Here is a 13301-nt window from a genome sequence, read left to right as displayed (position 1 = left end):
GCTAGGAGAAACGGATGACAGTGTCTGTCCTGGTCGTTGACGACTCAGGGTTTTTTCGCAAACGACTGACGGAGATACTCACTTCGTCGGGTCAGATCCGTGTGGTGGGTGTGGCCGCTAACGGCCGGGAAGGCGTGGAACTGTCAGAATCACTGCGCCCGGATGTTATTACCATGGATTACGAAATGCCGATTATGGACGGTATTTCGGCGCTACGCGAAATCATGAAAAAGCACCCGGTACCCGTGCTGATGTTCTCCTCCCTTACCTATGAGGGTGCCAGAATAACACTGGACGCGCTTGAAGCAGGGGCGGTGGATTTTCTACCCAAAAACTTCGAAGAAATCGCTCGGGATGGTAGTCAACTCCAGAAAATCCTGATAAATCGTGTGCTTGATGTGGCTCGTAGCCAGCCGGCCAACCGTGTGTCTCCACCTGTAAAGGCTGGGCAGCCTTCGCCTTCGCGGCCGATAGCCAAACCGCCAGTTGCCAGCCGCTCTGCGACGCCTGCTCGGCAGCCCGCACAGCCGGTGCCAGAGACGCCTGTCAGGCGTTCTTCACGAAAAACCCCGGCGCGGCATTATGCGGTGGTGGGTATTGGTACCTCCACCGGTGGCCCTGTGGCACTTCAGCGAGTACTGGCTGAGTTGCCCGCATCTTTTCCTTCGCCCATTGTTCTGGTTCAGCATATGCCGGCGAGTTTTACCCCGGCCTTTGCAGAGCGACTGAGCCGGCTTTGCAAGATAAGCGTACGGCAGGCAGAAGACGGCGATATCCTTCGCCCGGGGCTGGCGCTGCTTGCCCCTGGTGGCAAGCAGATGATGATTGAAAATCGTAGTGGCCAGCCCAGGGTGCGTATACTTCCAGGCGATGATCGACTGAATTACCGGCCCTGCGTAGATGTTACCTTTGGCTCCCTTGCCCGTGCATACCCGGGTAAAACCCTTGGTGTGATTCTTACCGGCATGGGGGCCGATGGTAAAGAAGGTTGCCGAATGATGAAGCAAAGTGGCTCGCCAATCTGGTCTCAGGATGAAAAGTCGTCCGTAATTTATGGCATGCCCATGGCCGTTGCGAAGGCCGGCCTGAGTGACGAGATTCTGTCGCTAAACGAAATAGGTCCCCGCTTGGTTGAGGGTGTTTGTTGATGGATGTTCTCAGCCTGCTAGGTGTTGTTCTGGCATTCGCCGCCATTCTTGGCGGTAACCTGCTTGAGGGTGGTGCTCTTGGCTCGCTCTTTAATGGCCCGGCGGCGATCATAGTGATTGGCGGCACTCTGGCTGCGACCATTTTGCAGACTTCCTGGCCGATACTGAAGCGCGCCTGCACGCAGTTTCAATGGGTGTTTGTGCCGCCTTTTATCAATATTGAAGATGGCATTGGTAAGGTCATCGACTGGAGCGTAAAAGCTCGCAAGCAGGGGTTGTTAGGGCTTGAGGGATTGGCTGAAAAAGAGCCTGAAAATTTTGCCCGAAAAGGCCTGCAGTTGTTGGTAGATGGCGCTGAAACAGAAACCATCCGCAGCATTATGGAAATTGATCTGGAGTGCCGGGAAGAGCGGAATCTGGAATCAGCCCGAGTGTTTGAAGCCATGGGCGGTTACTCGCCAACGATTGGCATTATCGGGGCCGTGATGGGGTTGATTCAGGTTATGACCAACCTTGAAGATCCGCAGTCTCTTGGCAGTGGTATTGCTACGGCGTTTGTTGCGACTATATACGGCGTTGCGCTGGCTAACTTATTGTTTTTCCCCGTTGCAAATAAACTGCGCGGGCTGGCCAAAGAACGCTCAAGGTATGAAGACATGATGATCGATGGTCTTATCGCCATCGCGGAGGGTGAAAACCCTAAATCCATTGAATTGCGGCTGCGGGGCTTCCTGCAGTAAGCACACCCGGTTTTTATTATGCGGCGACGCAGGCCACCCCAGGACGATTTGCACAACAAAGAACGTTGGTTGATTTCCTATGCAGATTTCATAACTCTGCTGTTTGCCTTTTTTGTGGTGATGTACTCGGTGTCGTCGGTAAACGAAGGCAAGTATAAAGTCCTCTCAGAAACGCTTACCGGCGTTTTCAATGCTCCCCAAAGATCGTTTCAGCCGATTGAAGTAGGCGATCAGCCTCCGCGTCCGGATGTTGGCCCTTCTCAAGACATCATTCCCCCTGCGGTCACGGAAGCCCCCGGAAATCCGGAACAGGAGGCTCAGGACCGTACGGAGGCCCTGCGCACTATGGCGGATCAGTTGGCCATGGAGTTTGAGGAGCTGATTAACCGTGGCGTAGTTACGCTTGAAACCAGCGATCAATGGTTAGCGCTAAACCTGCCCGATAGTCTGCTTTTTGGCAGTGGCGACGCGGAGCCACACTACGATGCGTTTGATGTTATCGACAAAATAGCCAGGGTGCTCAAAGATCGTGATAACGCGTTAAAAATTGAGGGTTTTACCGACAATCAACCCATACGCACCTCTCGCTTTCCCTCAAACTGGGAGTTGTCAGCAGCGCGGGCAGCCGCGGTTGTACGCATGCTGAGCATGGATGGTATTGAGCCTGAACGCATGGCTGCCGTTGGGTACGGGCAACACCAGCCCCTGGCTCGCAACGACACAGAAGAAGGGCGTAAGCGCAACCGGCGTGTTGTGCTGCTCATTTCCCGCGATGCCAGCATACGGGGTGTTATGCGCTAAGGGCGTGTCTTCAGCGCCGTGTCTGGCATGGTTTCTGTATTACTCCATCAAGTTTCTATCAGGCGGCAACTGGCTGCCGGTTTTCCGGTTCGTTTGCGTTCAAGTTGCGCGTGAGTTGGCCGATAAACCGGTACAAAGCGGAGTTTCAGTTGGTCGCAATAATGCATTTTCCGGAGTGAACACGTGCGAATCTGGGCAGTAGCCAATCAAAAAGGTGGAGTTGGTAAAACGACGTCAGTGGTCGCTTTGGGCGGCTTGCTGGCGGAGCGTGGTAAGCGTGTTCTGGTGGTTGATCTTGATCCTCACGGCTCGCTTACCAGCTGGTTCGGATATGACCCCGATACTCTCGCGCACAGTGTGTTTGATCTGTTTCAGCATCAGGGCAAGGTACCAGAGGGTCTGCCTGCCCAGCTTATTACCGAAACCAGTTGCGCGGGAATGTCGCTACTGCCGGCCAGTACTGCACTGGCCACGCTGGAGCGCCGCATGATTGGCGTAGATGGAATGGGGCTCATTGTGTCGCGTGCGCTTGCGCAGCTATGGGATGATTTCGACTATGTTATTCTCGACAACACGCCGTCGCTTGGCGTGTTAATGGTAAATGCGCTAGCAGCTGCGCAGCACCTGATTATTCCGGTGCAGACTGAGTTTCTCGCGATCAAAGGTCTTGAGCGCATGTTGCACACGCTACAAATGATTATGCGCTCCCAGAAAAATCAATTGCCTTATACCATTGTGCCGACAATGTTCGACCGACGTACTCAGGCTTCAGTAAAGAGCTTGAACCTGTTGCGAAAAACCTATCAAGACGACCTGTGGAAGTTTGCCGTGCCTGTGGATACAAAATTCCGAGACGCCAGCCAAGCGGGGGTTATTCCGTCGAAACTGGACTCGCAAACTCACGGTGTTCGAGCGTACCGGCATTTGTTGGATGAATTGCTGGCACGAACTGGTGCTTTGAAGGAGCGTCAGCATGGCTGACGAAAAACTGACACAGCTGGCGAATCCGACCAACGCCATTGCCAGTTATCTCGATGAATTGCTCCATACGGCAACAGGCACGGCTTTGAGTGAGGACATTCGCGAGCGAGAGGCTGAGCCCGTGCCCTTGGCGGAAGCACAACCACAACCCGCAGTTATCCAAGAGGTAGTGGTTTCTGCATTAAAGCCAACAATACAACCAGAACCAGAACCAGAACCAGAACCAGAACCAGAACCAGAACCAGAACCAGAACCACCAGCGCTGCAACCGGATTGGTCAGGGCAGCCGTTTGAATGCTTGATTTTCACCGTCGCTGGCCTGCAGTTGGCGGTGCCTCTTGTGTTGCTGGGCGCTATTCACCGTATAGAAGATGACATCCGGCCCGTTCCTGGCAGCCCGCGCTGGTACATGGGGATTCGTGCAGGCACGCAGCAGAACTTAAGAGTGGTGGATACCGCAGAATGGATTATGGCCGGAAGGGTTCCGCCTAACGCCCGCGACAATTATAAGTTTGTTATTCGCCTGGATAACAGCGAATGGGGCTTGGCCTGTGACGATGTGGCTCAGTCATTTACCTTGAGCCCGGCAGATGTGCGTTGGCGAACGGCTCGCAGTAAGCGGCCTTGGCTGGCAGGAACGGTGATTGAGCAGATGTGCGCCCTTGTTGATGTGCGCACCATGGCAGATTTGCTGGTGAGGGCGGAGCAGGAGCATCATTTGGATCTGAGCTGACCGGCTTTCCCGGTTACCGAATGAAACCGTGCTGTACTGGCACGGTTTGTGCCCCTTAATTATAGTATTGGGCACTGACGATGTTTTTTTGACGATCAGGTTGCCCGCCGGGCGGCCGAACAGGAGAGACAGGCTATGGCATCCCCGAGCGGACAGCAAAATCAGGCCCAGGACGATCAGGTACTGCAGTATGTGACGTTCCGGCTGGATAACGAGACCTATGGTCTGAATGTTATGCAGATTCAGGAAGTACTGAGGTACACAGAGATAGCCCCTGTGCCGGGCGCACCGGATTACGTGCTCGGCATTATCAATCTGCGGGGTAACGTGGTTACCGTTATCGACACTCGCCGTCGCTTCGGGTTGGCGGATGCAGATGTTACCGACGCCACGCGAGTAGTCGTCATGGAATCTGCCGATCAAGTGATGGGTATTCTGGTAGATTCCGTGGCCGAGGTTGTGTACCTGAAGGCCAGTGAAATTGAGACCGCACCGAATGTGGGTAATGAAGAAAGCGCCAAGTTTATCCAGGGTGTGTGTAACAAAGATGGTGAACTGATCATATTGGTCGAGTTCGACAAAATGCTGACAGACCACGAATGGGCTGAAATCGCAGGGCTATAAACCGGAGTTGTACCGGCCAGGCCTGATGATGGGCGCCTCCCGTGGCTAATAACCGGAGCCGCTCATCATGTTTACTGAAATTCCTACCTATATTCCTTGGTCGTTGACCGCCTTGGCGATTACGCTGGTTTTTGCGCAGGGTGTTATGCTCGGTCGTCAGAATAAACACCTTAAAAATCTACTCAAAGAGCGTTGCGACACTCTTGGCCGAGAACTGCATGCCACCGCAAGCGGCAGTATGGGCGTCGGTCAGCGGGTTGTTGTGTGCGAACGCCAGCTACACGAGTTGCGCACAACTATGGATGAAATGCGCCAGAACGACCCCTTACGTATTTCCTACGATGAAGCCTCACGGCTTGTCGACCTTGGTGCGGATATAGACGATCTTATGAACACTTGCGGAATATCCCGCCCCGAGGCCGAGCTGGTATCAGCGCTGAAAAAACGCCAAGTAGCTTAAAACGGCTCGGCGGTTTTAAGTGTCGTTGCGGTGGTTGCCGGCGTCTTCGGGCGTTCGGCCGCGGATATGAAACGCAAACGCAAGAATTTCTGCAATAACCCGGTATAGATTCTCCGGTATTTCGTCGTTCAGGGACAAGCGCGCGAGAATGCCTGCCAGCTCTGCGTTTTCATAAAGAGGCACATTGTGCTCTCTGGCTATTCTGATAATTTCATCTGCCAGTTCGTACGTGCCCGTTGCTGTGATGGTTGGCGCTTTTTCGCCATCGTATTTAAGGGCGACGGCCGCGCTGGATGATTGGTCTTCGTTTTGTTGTTTCATGCTCGGGTATCCACCAGCCTGTGCTCCAACTTGGTTGTGGGGTAAGAAGGGGCGCCTCGGCGGCATTCAAGGTCCGTCACTTCCAGGCCCAAGTCTGTAAGGCTGCGCCTTAGCAGTGGCAGTTCTTCATTTACCTGCTTGAGCGTCTCCTGTTTTTCAGCCCACACCCGCGCGCTTACTTGCTCGTGCCGTAGGGCGACTTCAAAATTCAGGGCGCCGGCAAGTTCCAGATCAATGGCAAGGTTAAGGCGCCATTCACTAACGGCTGCCTTTTTATCGCGCCGGCTCCTGGACTCGGATTCTTCTTTGTGCTGCTCTATGCGCAACTGCGCCACTTTAGGTTCGTTCTGGGGGGTTACCCAGGGTAAATCCATCAGCATAGTGGAGGCCGGCGCGGGGGTGTCAGGACCACCTCTGGCGGTCAGTATTTGGCTGTGCAACTGGTTAACTGTAATTCTGTTTAACATGCCGGCTAACAGTCGCAGTGTCTGGCCCGCCGACGTGGGATCGGAGCCACCGGCAGGAGATTGCGATGCTAACGCTTGCGGGAACTGTAAGGGTGCCTGAACTAAGCCGGGGCTGGCCAGTGGCGTCAGCCGGTTAAACAATGTTGCCGAGTCGCCATTTTGCTCGGCCAGCAGGCTGGTAATCATACGGCCGATGGCAAGCTTGAGGTCGGGCAAGGTGGAGGAGGGGGCTTGTGCCAGGCGCGATTCTGCGAATAGACCGCTCTCGGCTATCCACTGGCGTATGTGCTGGACTGTATGGCTCTGCCCGCCCGCACCGGGGGTTAAAGCGTTACTGGCCGGCAGCCTGGCAAGTAATGTTTGCAGGGCTTGTCGTGCGGCTTCTGGCAACGGTTGCAATTTTTGGCCTGCGGGTAGTTGCCCGGGGCTCAGTGCAGACACCATGCCTTGGTTCAGCGCTGTCATCAGCCTTGCCAAGCCGCTGTCCAGGCTCTGCTGCCAAGGCATACGCTGCGCGAGCGCCCGTGATATGGCGGCCTCTGGTGCGCCAGCCAACTTGCCCATCAGTTGTAGTTCATTGCCAGCCCGCATCACTTTCACCCAATCTCCAGGCGTCAGTTCCGTGGCACCTATGGCTGCATTAACCTGAAGCGGCTTACCTCGCACATCTAATAAAACCTCTGCGTTGCCACCGCCCTGGCGGTTGATGACTTCTGCCACTCGGGCCAGTATGGTTTCCCGGTTGGCGAGTTGAAGTTGATTCAGTTGTTGCCGGGCAGATGAGGCGGTAGCTTCTCGATGAGGCTGTGTGGCCTCATGAGTTTGCGCCGGCTTCGAGGTCGTCGGTGTTGATGGAGGCTGTTGGCCGCTGGGTAGTTTCATCGCTGCTGACTTGATACCAGACAAGAGTAATCTGTAGACGCTTTCGTTATAATACGCCGCGCCGGCAATTATTGTCGTGAATACACCCGATGCTTTTGCGCATCGTCCTGATTACGGGGCCCAGATGTCCGAGCCGTTACCCTCGATGCCCGAGCCATTACTACAGGCTTTTAATCTGCAGTGTGAGCGGGACAAGCGGATACTTTTCCGTGAGTTATCGTTTTCCATACTGCCCGGTACGGTCACCCGTGTCGAGGGGCCAAACGGCTCCGGCAAGACCACTCTGCTGAGAATGCTGGCCGGTTTGAACGATGCCTGGACGGGTGGGCTTAATTGGTGTGGGTCGCCGATCGCCAGTCAGCGAGAAGTGTTTACGCGTAATATGCTTTATATCGGGCATCGCCCGGGCATCAAACCCCTGCTTACCCCCATGGAAAATCTCCGGGCCTTGATGGCGGGCCGCAGACCTGTGTCCGATGCAGTTTTCCGCCAGGCCCTGCAGGGCACTGGCTTGGCAGGGTTTGAAGATGTGCCCTGTCGCAATTTGTCGGCCGGCCAGCAACGCAGGGTGGCGCTGGCCAGATTGTTAATTGCGGATGAACCCCTCTGGCTGCTCGATGAAGTGTTTACCGCCATAGATGCAGGTGGGGTGCAAGCGCTTGAAGCGCTTTTGCAGCAGCGTGCCGCTGAAGGGGGCGCGGTACTGGTAACCACCCACCATGACCTGGCATTGCCCGGTATGAAGAGGTTGAATCTTGGCGCGGGAGGCGTGTCTGATGAACGCTGAAGCTCACCCGATCGCTCGCCTCGCCAGCACAAACGTGGGCGCCCTGGCTGCCATGAGAGGGGTCTTTGCGCGGGATATGAAGGTCGCATTCAGGCAGAAGCAGGACCTGCTTAATCCGCTGCTGTTTTTTATTATGGTGGTTACCCTGTTTCCGTTAGGTGTCAGCCCGGAAGTATCATTCCTGAGTGTGGCCGGAGCGGGTATTCTTTGGGTTGCGGCGCTGCTTTCTGTGTTGCTGTCGTTGGATCATCTGTTTCGCCATGATTTTGACGACGGCACCCTGGAGCAACTTGTGCTTCAGCCGCAGCCTTTGTTTTTGTTGGTTTTGGCAAAAACCCTGGCGCACTGGATGCTGACAGGACTGCCTTTGGTGCTACTGACGCCGGTTCTTGGCGTAATGCTGCATCTCGAGGGGAACTCCATCGCTGTTTTGTGTCTAACGTTGCTGATTGGTACGCCGGTACTGAGTCTGATTGGCGCCATTGGCGCCGCATTGACCCTTGGTTTGCGATCGGCAGGTGTGCTCTTGTCTCTGCTGATCATTCCGCTGTACATTCCTGTGCTGATTTTCGGCACGGGCACAGTGGCGGCAGCCGCAGAGGGTGCGTCCGTAGGGGCCTATCTGGCTCTGATGGGGGCTTTTCTGATGCTCGCACTGACTCTGGCGCCGTTTGCAGCGGCAGCAGCGTTGAGAATTAGCTTGTCGAACGGGTAAACAAGGTAAACGGTAGGACGGTACCAACTGATGTGGCAAATTTTTCACAAACTGGGTTCTCCCAAATGGTTTTTCGGGATTTCCACCCGGTTCATGCCCTGGCTTCTTGTGGGTGGCGTACTGTTGCTGTTGGCCGGTGCTATCTGGGGCCTCGCCTTTGCACCTGAAGATTACCTTCAGGGCAATAGTTATCGAATCATTTTTATACATGTTCCGGCGGCATTTCTGGCCCAGTCTATCTATATCATGATGGCTTCGGCGGCCATTGTGACGTTGGTATGGCGCATGAAACTGGCCGATGTGTTCGTGAAGGCGGTTGCACCTGTAGGGCTGGTGCTTACGTTTTTGGCGCTGTTTACGGGGGCTGTTTGGGGCAAGCCTACCTGGGGCACCTGGTGGATTTGGGATGCCAGGCTGACCTCCATGCTTATACTGCTGTTTTTGTATGGCGGCGTTATTGCACTGGATCGCGCCATTAATGATGACAAGTCGGCCGCCCGCGCAGTAGCCGTGCTGGTGTTGGTGGGTGTCGTGAATATTCCCATTATCAAATATTCTGTGGAGTGGTGGAATACACTGCACCAGCCCGCAACGTTCAAGCTTACAGAAAAGCCGTCCATGCCGGCGGAGATGTGGGTGCCCTTGTTACTGTCGATATCAGGCCTGTACCTGATTTTTGGCTGGCTGGCCTGTGTTCGTATGCAAACAGAGATTCTATCCCGGGAGCAACGCACCCGTTGGGTAAAAGAGATTGTCATGAAGGGAAGGGGCTGATTTATGGCGTTTGATTCCTTTTCTGCGTTTATCACCATGGAAGGCCACGGACCCTACGTATGGGCCTGTTACGCAGTGTTTTTTGTTTTGTTGGTAACGATGATGGTTTGGTCTGCCCTGGCCAAAAAAGCCATTGTAGAATCCTGCCGTCGTCGTTATGAGTTTCAGGCTGAAAAGAGTAAAGTAGTCGCTCCGACATCTTCTGCTTCATTCGCGCGCGTAAACGTTTCCCAAGACTGACTAACAGGTATGTAAATGCACCCTATCCGTAAAAAGCGGCTGACGATTATTTTGTTTTTGCTGGCAGGTCTTACCGTTGCAGTGGGTCTGACAACCTATGCACTGCGCCAGAATATTAACCTGTTTTACGATCCCAGCCAGATTTCTGCCGGGGAAGCGCCGGTTGATGTGCGAATTCGCGCAGGCGGCATGGTAGAAGAAGGTACGGTAAAGCGGGATGCGGACAGTTTGAAAGTGGAATTTTTGGTGACCGATTACAACGCCTCGGTGCCTGTGGAGTACATTGGTATCCTGCCGGATCTGTTTGCAGAAGGGCAGGGCATTGTTGCGATGGGCCGGCTAAACAAAGAAGGCCGGTTTGTCGCAGACCAGGTTCTGGCCAAGCATGATGAAAACTATATGCCGCCAGAGGTCTCTGATGCCCTTGAGAAGGTCTCAAAACAGCAAAACAAGGCCGCAGCGCAAAGCACCAAGCCTGCAACCTATTAATCACATCACAATCAACAGCCTGATACCTGGAGAGCTTTGATGTACCCCGAACTTGGACAACTTGCACTGATACTCGCGTTGTTATTAGCAGTGCTTCTTTCAGTTGTGCCCCTGGCGGGGTCACTCACCGGCCGGGATAACCTGCAGGCATTTGCCAGACCCTTGGCCTCAGGCATGTTCGTGTTTGTGGGGTTATCGTTTGCTGTGCTTGCCCACGCGTTTTTAACCGACGATTTCTCAGTAGCCTACGTTGCCAACAACAGCAACAGCATGCTGCCCTGGTATTACAAATTCAGCGCGGTTTGGGGAGGACATGAAGGCTCGCTTCTGCTTTGGATACTGATGCTGACCGGCTGGACCATGGCAGTGGCCATTTTCAGCCGCCGCCTGCCATCGGTGATGATTTCTCAGGTGTTGTCTGTGCTCGGCATGGTCAGTGTCGGGTTCATACTCTTTATTGTCGTGACATCTAACCCGTTTGATCGTTTGTTGCCCAACGTGCCGGCCGACGGCGCAGACTTGAACCCGCTGCTGCAAGACTTCGGCCTGATTGTTCACCCGCCAATGCTGTATATGGGTTACGTGGGTTTCGCGGTGGCCTTTGCCTTTGCCATTGCCGCGCTGATTAATGGTCGCCTCGACGCTGCCTGGGCCAGGTGGTCGCGGCCCTGGACCACCGTTGCCTGGTCCTTCCTTTCTGTGGGTATCGCCCTGGGTAGCTGGTGGGCGTACTACGAGCTTGGCTGGGGCGGCTGGTGGTTCTGGGATCCGGTTGAGAATGCCTCCCTGCTGCCATGGCTCTCTGGCACCGCCCTGATGCACTCGTTGGCAGTGACGGAAAAACGCGGTGTCTTCAAAAGCTGGACAGTTCTGTTAGCGATCGTGACATTCTCGCTGAGCCTGTTAGGCACCTTTTTGGTTCGCTCCGGGGTGCTTACATCGGTGCATGCCTTTGCTTCTGACCCTGAGCGCGGTACCTTCCTGCTGGGGTTGCTGGCATTCACTATTATCGCAAGTCTGGTGCTTTATGCATTCAGAGCACCGGTGGTTCATGTGCGTTCCCGCTACGGATCCTTGTCCCGTGAAATATTCCTGCTGCTGAATAACGTGTTGCTGGTGTCTGCAACATTGCTGGTGGCGGTTGGTACCCTGTATCCACTGGTTCTTGATTTCTTTGAGTTGGGCAAGATCTCCATCGGCGAGCCGTTCTTTAATCTTACCTTCAGCCCCCTTGCCGTAGCCGCCGGCCTGTTGCTGGGCGTTGGTACCTTTTCCCGGTGGAAAAAAACAGACGTTGGCTGGCTTGCGCGCAAGCTGCTGTGGCCTTTGGCGGCAAGTATGCTGGTCAGCACGGCGGTTATGATGGTTTACGGTGGCTTCAAGCCATGGGCGTTCATGGGTGTGTTTACAGCCGTATGGGTAACCACCACAACATTCTGGGATTTGTGGGACAAGTCCTCTTCCAGGAAGGGGCGCATCCACGGCCTCAAGCGCCAGTCCCGAAGTTATTATGGCATGGTGCTTGGCCATCTTGGTCTGGCCATTACCATGGCCGGGGCTACGGTTGTGTCCAATTACGGCATAGAGCGCGATGTGCGAATGGTGCCGGGTGATATAGCCGAGGTGGGAGATTATCAATTCCGCTTTGTGGATATTGGCGAACGCCAAGGCAAAAATTTCACGGCTCAGTACGGCAGCTTCGACGTTATGCTCGATGGCGAGCCGGTTGCCAGATTGCACCCGGAAAAGCGCCAGTATGCCGTTGGAATGAGCGTGATGACCGAAGCGGATATTGATGGTGGCCTTTTCCGGGATATCTTTGTGGCAGTGGGTGAACGTATTTCTGATAATGCCTGGGCCATTCGGCTTCAGTACAAGCCGCTCATCCGCTGGCTATGGCTAGGGGCGCTGTTTATGGCGGCCGGTGGCTGTCTGGCTATATCCGATCGCCGATACCGCATACGTGAAAGCGCCAAAGAGCGCTCCTCAACATCGCCTCCGGCTCCAAAAGACGCAGTTGGGGCAACTTCATGAAGCGGGCTCTGCTTTTTCTGCCTTTGCTGGTAGCCGTGATAGTGGGTGTTGTTCTGTTCAGAGGCATTGGTAAGGATCCGACAAAACTGGATTCTGCGCTGGTGGGCAAGCAGGTTCCTGCGTTCATACTCAAAGATCTGCAAAGCCCTGAGAGCAAACTGGATGAGAGCCTGTTCCAGGGTGAGATTACATTGTTAAATGTTTGGGGCACCTGGTGCCCCTCCTGCCGTGACGAGCATGACGATCTGATGTGGCTGGCCCGGGAAAAAAAAGTTTCGATTATCGGGTTGAATTATAAGGATAATCGCGACGACGCGCTGAACTGGCTGGACAAACTGGGTGACCCGTACAGCACGGTTATCTATGACCCGAAAGGCACACTGGGTTTCGATCTGGGCGTTTACGGTGCGCCGGAGACCTTTGTGATTGATGCCTCAGGCGTGGTGCGTTATCGCCATGTGGGGGTTGTGAACCCCCAGGTCTGGAAGCAGGTATTGTTGCCGGTGATCAACGAAGCGCGGGAGAATAGTTAATGCTCCGTATTGTGTGTTTACTGGTAGCGATGATGGCACCAGGCATGACTGCTGCCGATGTAGATGCCGTCTACGATTTTGACAGTCGCAGCGAAGAGCAACGCTACCAGAATCTTATTTCGGAACTGCGGTGCCCCAAGTGTCAAAACCAGAATATTGCAGACTCGAATTCGCCGATTTCCAAAGATATGAGAAATGCGGTGTATCAGATGATGCTGGATGGCAAAAGCAACGACGACATTGTTGACTCTCTGGTGGGCCGCTTTGGTGAGTTTGTGAAATACAAACCGGATCTGGAAAGTCGTACGTTTGTGCTTTGGGCAACGCCTTTCATCGCTGTACTGGGGGGCATTTTATTGGTGGTGGGCGTGGTTATCCGCTCCCGTAGAGCTGGCATGGCAGCGCCGGAATTGAGCGCTGAAGAGCAAGCCCGCATTGATAAAATGCTTGCGGAACGAAATCAGAACGGCAACGACTGAACCGCATGCAGAGCAACTGCGATTCTGGCAACAACACACACCGCTTTATTCATTTTGAATCTGTGACGATATCTCCATGACCGAAACCTTTTG

The 13301-nt window shown here is 54.4% G+C and carries 17 protein-coding genes; 15 read left to right on the top strand and 2 right to left on the bottom strand.

Annotation, left to right across the window (positions count from 1 at the left end):
* Positions 1–14 precede the first annotated feature (14 nt).
* The 7 genes from ACTHYN_RS11705 (at position 15) to ACTHYN_RS11675 (ending at position 5487) form a co-directional block, all read left to right on the top strand.
* Positions 15–1148: a protein-glutamate methylesterase/protein-glutamine glutaminase gene (locus tag ACTHYN_RS11705; RefSeq protein WP_441812630.1), complete on the top strand. Its 1134-nt coding sequence runs from the start codon at positions 15–17 to the stop codon at positions 1146–1148.
* Positions 1148–1888, top strand: coding sequence for a flagellar motor protein (locus ACTHYN_RS11700; RefSeq protein ID WP_441812629.1), 741 nt, complete (start codon positions 1148–1150; stop codon positions 1886–1888). Before ACTHYN_RS11705 ends, ACTHYN_RS11700 begins: the two co-directional genes overlap by 1 nt.
* Positions 1889–1906: 18 nt before the next feature.
* Complete coding sequence (gene motD, locus ACTHYN_RS11695) at positions 1907–2689, top strand: flagellar motor protein MotD (RefSeq protein ID WP_441812628.1); 783 nt, start codon at positions 1907–1909, stop codon at positions 2687–2689.
* A gap of 183 nt (positions 2690–2872) precedes the next feature.
* Positions 2873–3670, top strand: coding sequence for a ParA family protein (locus ACTHYN_RS11690; protein ID WP_441812627.1), 798 nt, complete (start codon positions 2873–2875; stop codon positions 3668–3670).
* On the top strand, positions 3663–4403 hold the full coding sequence (locus tag ACTHYN_RS11685) for a chemotaxis protein CheW (RefSeq protein WP_441812626.1): 741 nt from the start codon (positions 3663–3665) through the stop codon (positions 4401–4403). Before ACTHYN_RS11690 ends, ACTHYN_RS11685 begins: the two co-directional genes overlap by 8 nt.
* A 135-nt stretch (positions 4404–4538) precedes the next feature.
* The gene (locus ACTHYN_RS11680; RefSeq protein ID WP_441812625.1) at positions 4539–5027 is read left to right on the top strand and encodes a chemotaxis protein CheW; all 489 of its coding nucleotides are present in this window, start codon (positions 4539–4541) and stop codon (positions 5025–5027) included.
* A gap of 67 nt (positions 5028–5094) precedes the next feature.
* The gene (locus ACTHYN_RS11675) at positions 5095–5487 is read left to right on the top strand and encodes a DUF2802 domain-containing protein (protein WP_441812624.1); all 393 of its coding nucleotides are present in this window, start codon (positions 5095–5097) and stop codon (positions 5485–5487) included.
* A 15-nt stretch (positions 5488–5502) separates the two neighbouring features.
* Here ACTHYN_RS11675 and ACTHYN_RS11670 read toward each other — a convergent pair whose 3' ends face one another.
* Positions 5503–5808 (bottom strand): EscU/YscU/HrcU family type III secretion system export apparatus switch protein, encoded by a 306-nt coding sequence (locus tag ACTHYN_RS11670; RefSeq protein WP_441812623.1) that lies wholly within the window; start codon positions 5806–5808, stop codon positions 5503–5505.
* Positions 5805–7157 (bottom strand): flagellar hook-length control protein FliK, encoded by a 1353-nt coding sequence (fliK, locus tag ACTHYN_RS11665; RefSeq protein ID WP_441812622.1) that lies wholly within the window; start codon positions 7155–7157, stop codon positions 5805–5807. The genes ACTHYN_RS11670 and fliK overlap by 4 nt, the downstream gene beginning before the upstream one ends.
* Before the next feature lie 145 nt (positions 7158–7302).
* Here fliK and ccmA point away from each other — a divergent pair, with 145 nt between their 5' ends.
* From ccmA to ACTHYN_RS11625, 8 genes are read left to right on the top strand one after another with little or no spacing between them, the layout of a single operon-like run.
* Entirely contained in the window at positions 7303–7944 is a 642-nt protein-coding gene (ccmA, locus tag ACTHYN_RS11660) for a cytochrome c biogenesis heme-transporting ATPase CcmA (RefSeq protein WP_441812657.1), read from the top strand.
* Entirely contained in the window at positions 7934–8659 is a 726-nt protein-coding gene (gene ccmB, locus ACTHYN_RS11655; protein WP_441812621.1) for a heme exporter protein CcmB, read from the top strand. The genes ccmA and ccmB overlap by 11 nt, the downstream gene beginning before the upstream one ends.
* Before the next feature lie 30 nt (positions 8660–8689).
* Positions 8690–9433: a heme ABC transporter permease gene (locus ACTHYN_RS11650; protein WP_441812620.1), complete on the top strand. Its 744-nt coding sequence runs from the start codon at positions 8690–8692 to the stop codon at positions 9431–9433.
* Positions 9434–9436: 3 nt separating this feature from the next.
* Complete coding sequence (gene ccmD, locus ACTHYN_RS11645; protein WP_441812619.1) at positions 9437–9673, top strand: heme exporter protein CcmD; 237 nt, start codon at positions 9437–9439, stop codon at positions 9671–9673.
* Positions 9674–9688: 15 nt separating this feature from the next.
* Positions 9689–10162, top strand: a complete 474-nt coding sequence (gene ccmE / locus ACTHYN_RS11640; RefSeq protein WP_441812618.1) for a cytochrome c maturation protein CcmE — start codon at positions 9689–9691, stop codon at positions 10160–10162.
* 39 nt (positions 10163–10201) lie between these two features.
* Positions 10202–12196 carry a heme lyase CcmF/NrfE family subunit gene (locus ACTHYN_RS11635; protein ID WP_441812617.1) on the top strand — a complete coding sequence of 665 codons (1995 nt, stop codon included), beginning with the start codon at positions 10202–10204 and terminating at the stop codon, positions 12194–12196.
* Positions 12193–12729 (top strand): DsbE family thiol:disulfide interchange protein, encoded by a 537-nt coding sequence (locus tag ACTHYN_RS11630; protein WP_441812616.1) that lies wholly within the window; start codon positions 12193–12195, stop codon positions 12727–12729. The genes ACTHYN_RS11635 and ACTHYN_RS11630 overlap by 4 nt, the downstream gene beginning before the upstream one ends.
* Positions 12729–13208, top strand: a complete 480-nt coding sequence (locus ACTHYN_RS11625; protein WP_441812615.1) for a cytochrome c-type biogenesis protein — start codon at positions 12729–12731, stop codon at positions 13206–13208. The genes ACTHYN_RS11630 and ACTHYN_RS11625 overlap by 1 nt, the downstream gene beginning before the upstream one ends.
* The last annotated feature ends 93 nt before the right edge of the window (positions 13209–13301 follow it).

Source organism: Marinobacter sp. (assembly GCF_052091845.1).
Taxonomy (GTDB): Bacteria; Pseudomonadota; Gammaproteobacteria; order Pseudomonadales; family Oleiphilaceae; genus Marinobacter.
The sequence above is the reverse complement of the archived record's forward strand: the minus strand, read 5'-3'. Positions and strand labels throughout refer to the sequence as shown.

Excerpts from the sequence above, each read along its gene's own strand:
- ACTHYN_RS11705 (WP_441812630.1), top strand. The coding sequence starts at position 15 with ATGACAGTGTCTGTCCTGGTCGTTGACGACTCAGGGTTTTTTCGCAAA.
- ACTHYN_RS11700 (WP_441812629.1), top strand. The coding sequence starts at position 1,148 with ATGGATGTTCTCAGCCTGCTAGGTGTTGTTCTGGCATTCGCCGCCATT.
- motD (WP_441812628.1), top strand. The coding sequence starts at position 1,907 with ATGCGGCGACGCAGGCCACCCCAGGACGATTTGCACAACAAAGAACGT.
- ACTHYN_RS11685 (WP_441812626.1), top strand. The coding sequence starts at position 3,663 with ATGGCTGACGAAAAACTGACACAGCTGGCGAATCCGACCAACGCCATT.
- ACTHYN_RS11680 (WP_441812625.1), top strand. The coding sequence starts at position 4,539 with ATGGCATCCCCGAGCGGACAGCAAAATCAGGCCCAGGACGATCAGGTA.
- ACTHYN_RS11675 (WP_441812624.1), top strand. The coding sequence starts at position 5,095 with ATGTTTACTGAAATTCCTACCTATATTCCTTGGTCGTTGACCGCCTTG.
- ACTHYN_RS11670 (WP_441812623.1), bottom strand. The coding sequence starts at position 5,808 with ATGAAACAACAAAACGAAGACCAATCATCCAGCGCGGCCGTCGCCCTT.
- fliK (WP_441812622.1), bottom strand. The coding sequence starts at position 7,157 with ATGAAACTACCCAGCGGCCAACAGCCTCCATCAACACCGACGACCTCG.
- ccmA (WP_441812657.1), top strand. The coding sequence starts at position 7,303 with ATGCCCGAGCCATTACTACAGGCTTTTAATCTGCAGTGTGAGCGGGAC.
- ccmB (WP_441812621.1), top strand. The coding sequence starts at position 7,934 with ATGAACGCTGAAGCTCACCCGATCGCTCGCCTCGCCAGCACAAACGTG.
- ACTHYN_RS11650 (WP_441812620.1), top strand. The coding sequence starts at position 8,690 with ATGTGGCAAATTTTTCACAAACTGGGTTCTCCCAAATGGTTTTTCGGG.
- ccmD (WP_441812619.1), top strand. The coding sequence starts at position 9,437 with ATGGCGTTTGATTCCTTTTCTGCGTTTATCACCATGGAAGGCCACGGA.
- ccmE (WP_441812618.1), top strand. The coding sequence starts at position 9,689 with ATGCACCCTATCCGTAAAAAGCGGCTGACGATTATTTTGTTTTTGCTG.
- ACTHYN_RS11635 (WP_441812617.1), top strand. The coding sequence starts at position 10,202 with ATGTACCCCGAACTTGGACAACTTGCACTGATACTCGCGTTGTTATTA.
- ACTHYN_RS11630 (WP_441812616.1), top strand. The coding sequence starts at position 12,193 with ATGAAGCGGGCTCTGCTTTTTCTGCCTTTGCTGGTAGCCGTGATAGTG.
- ACTHYN_RS11625 (WP_441812615.1), top strand. The coding sequence starts at position 12,729 with ATGCTCCGTATTGTGTGTTTACTGGTAGCGATGATGGCACCAGGCATG.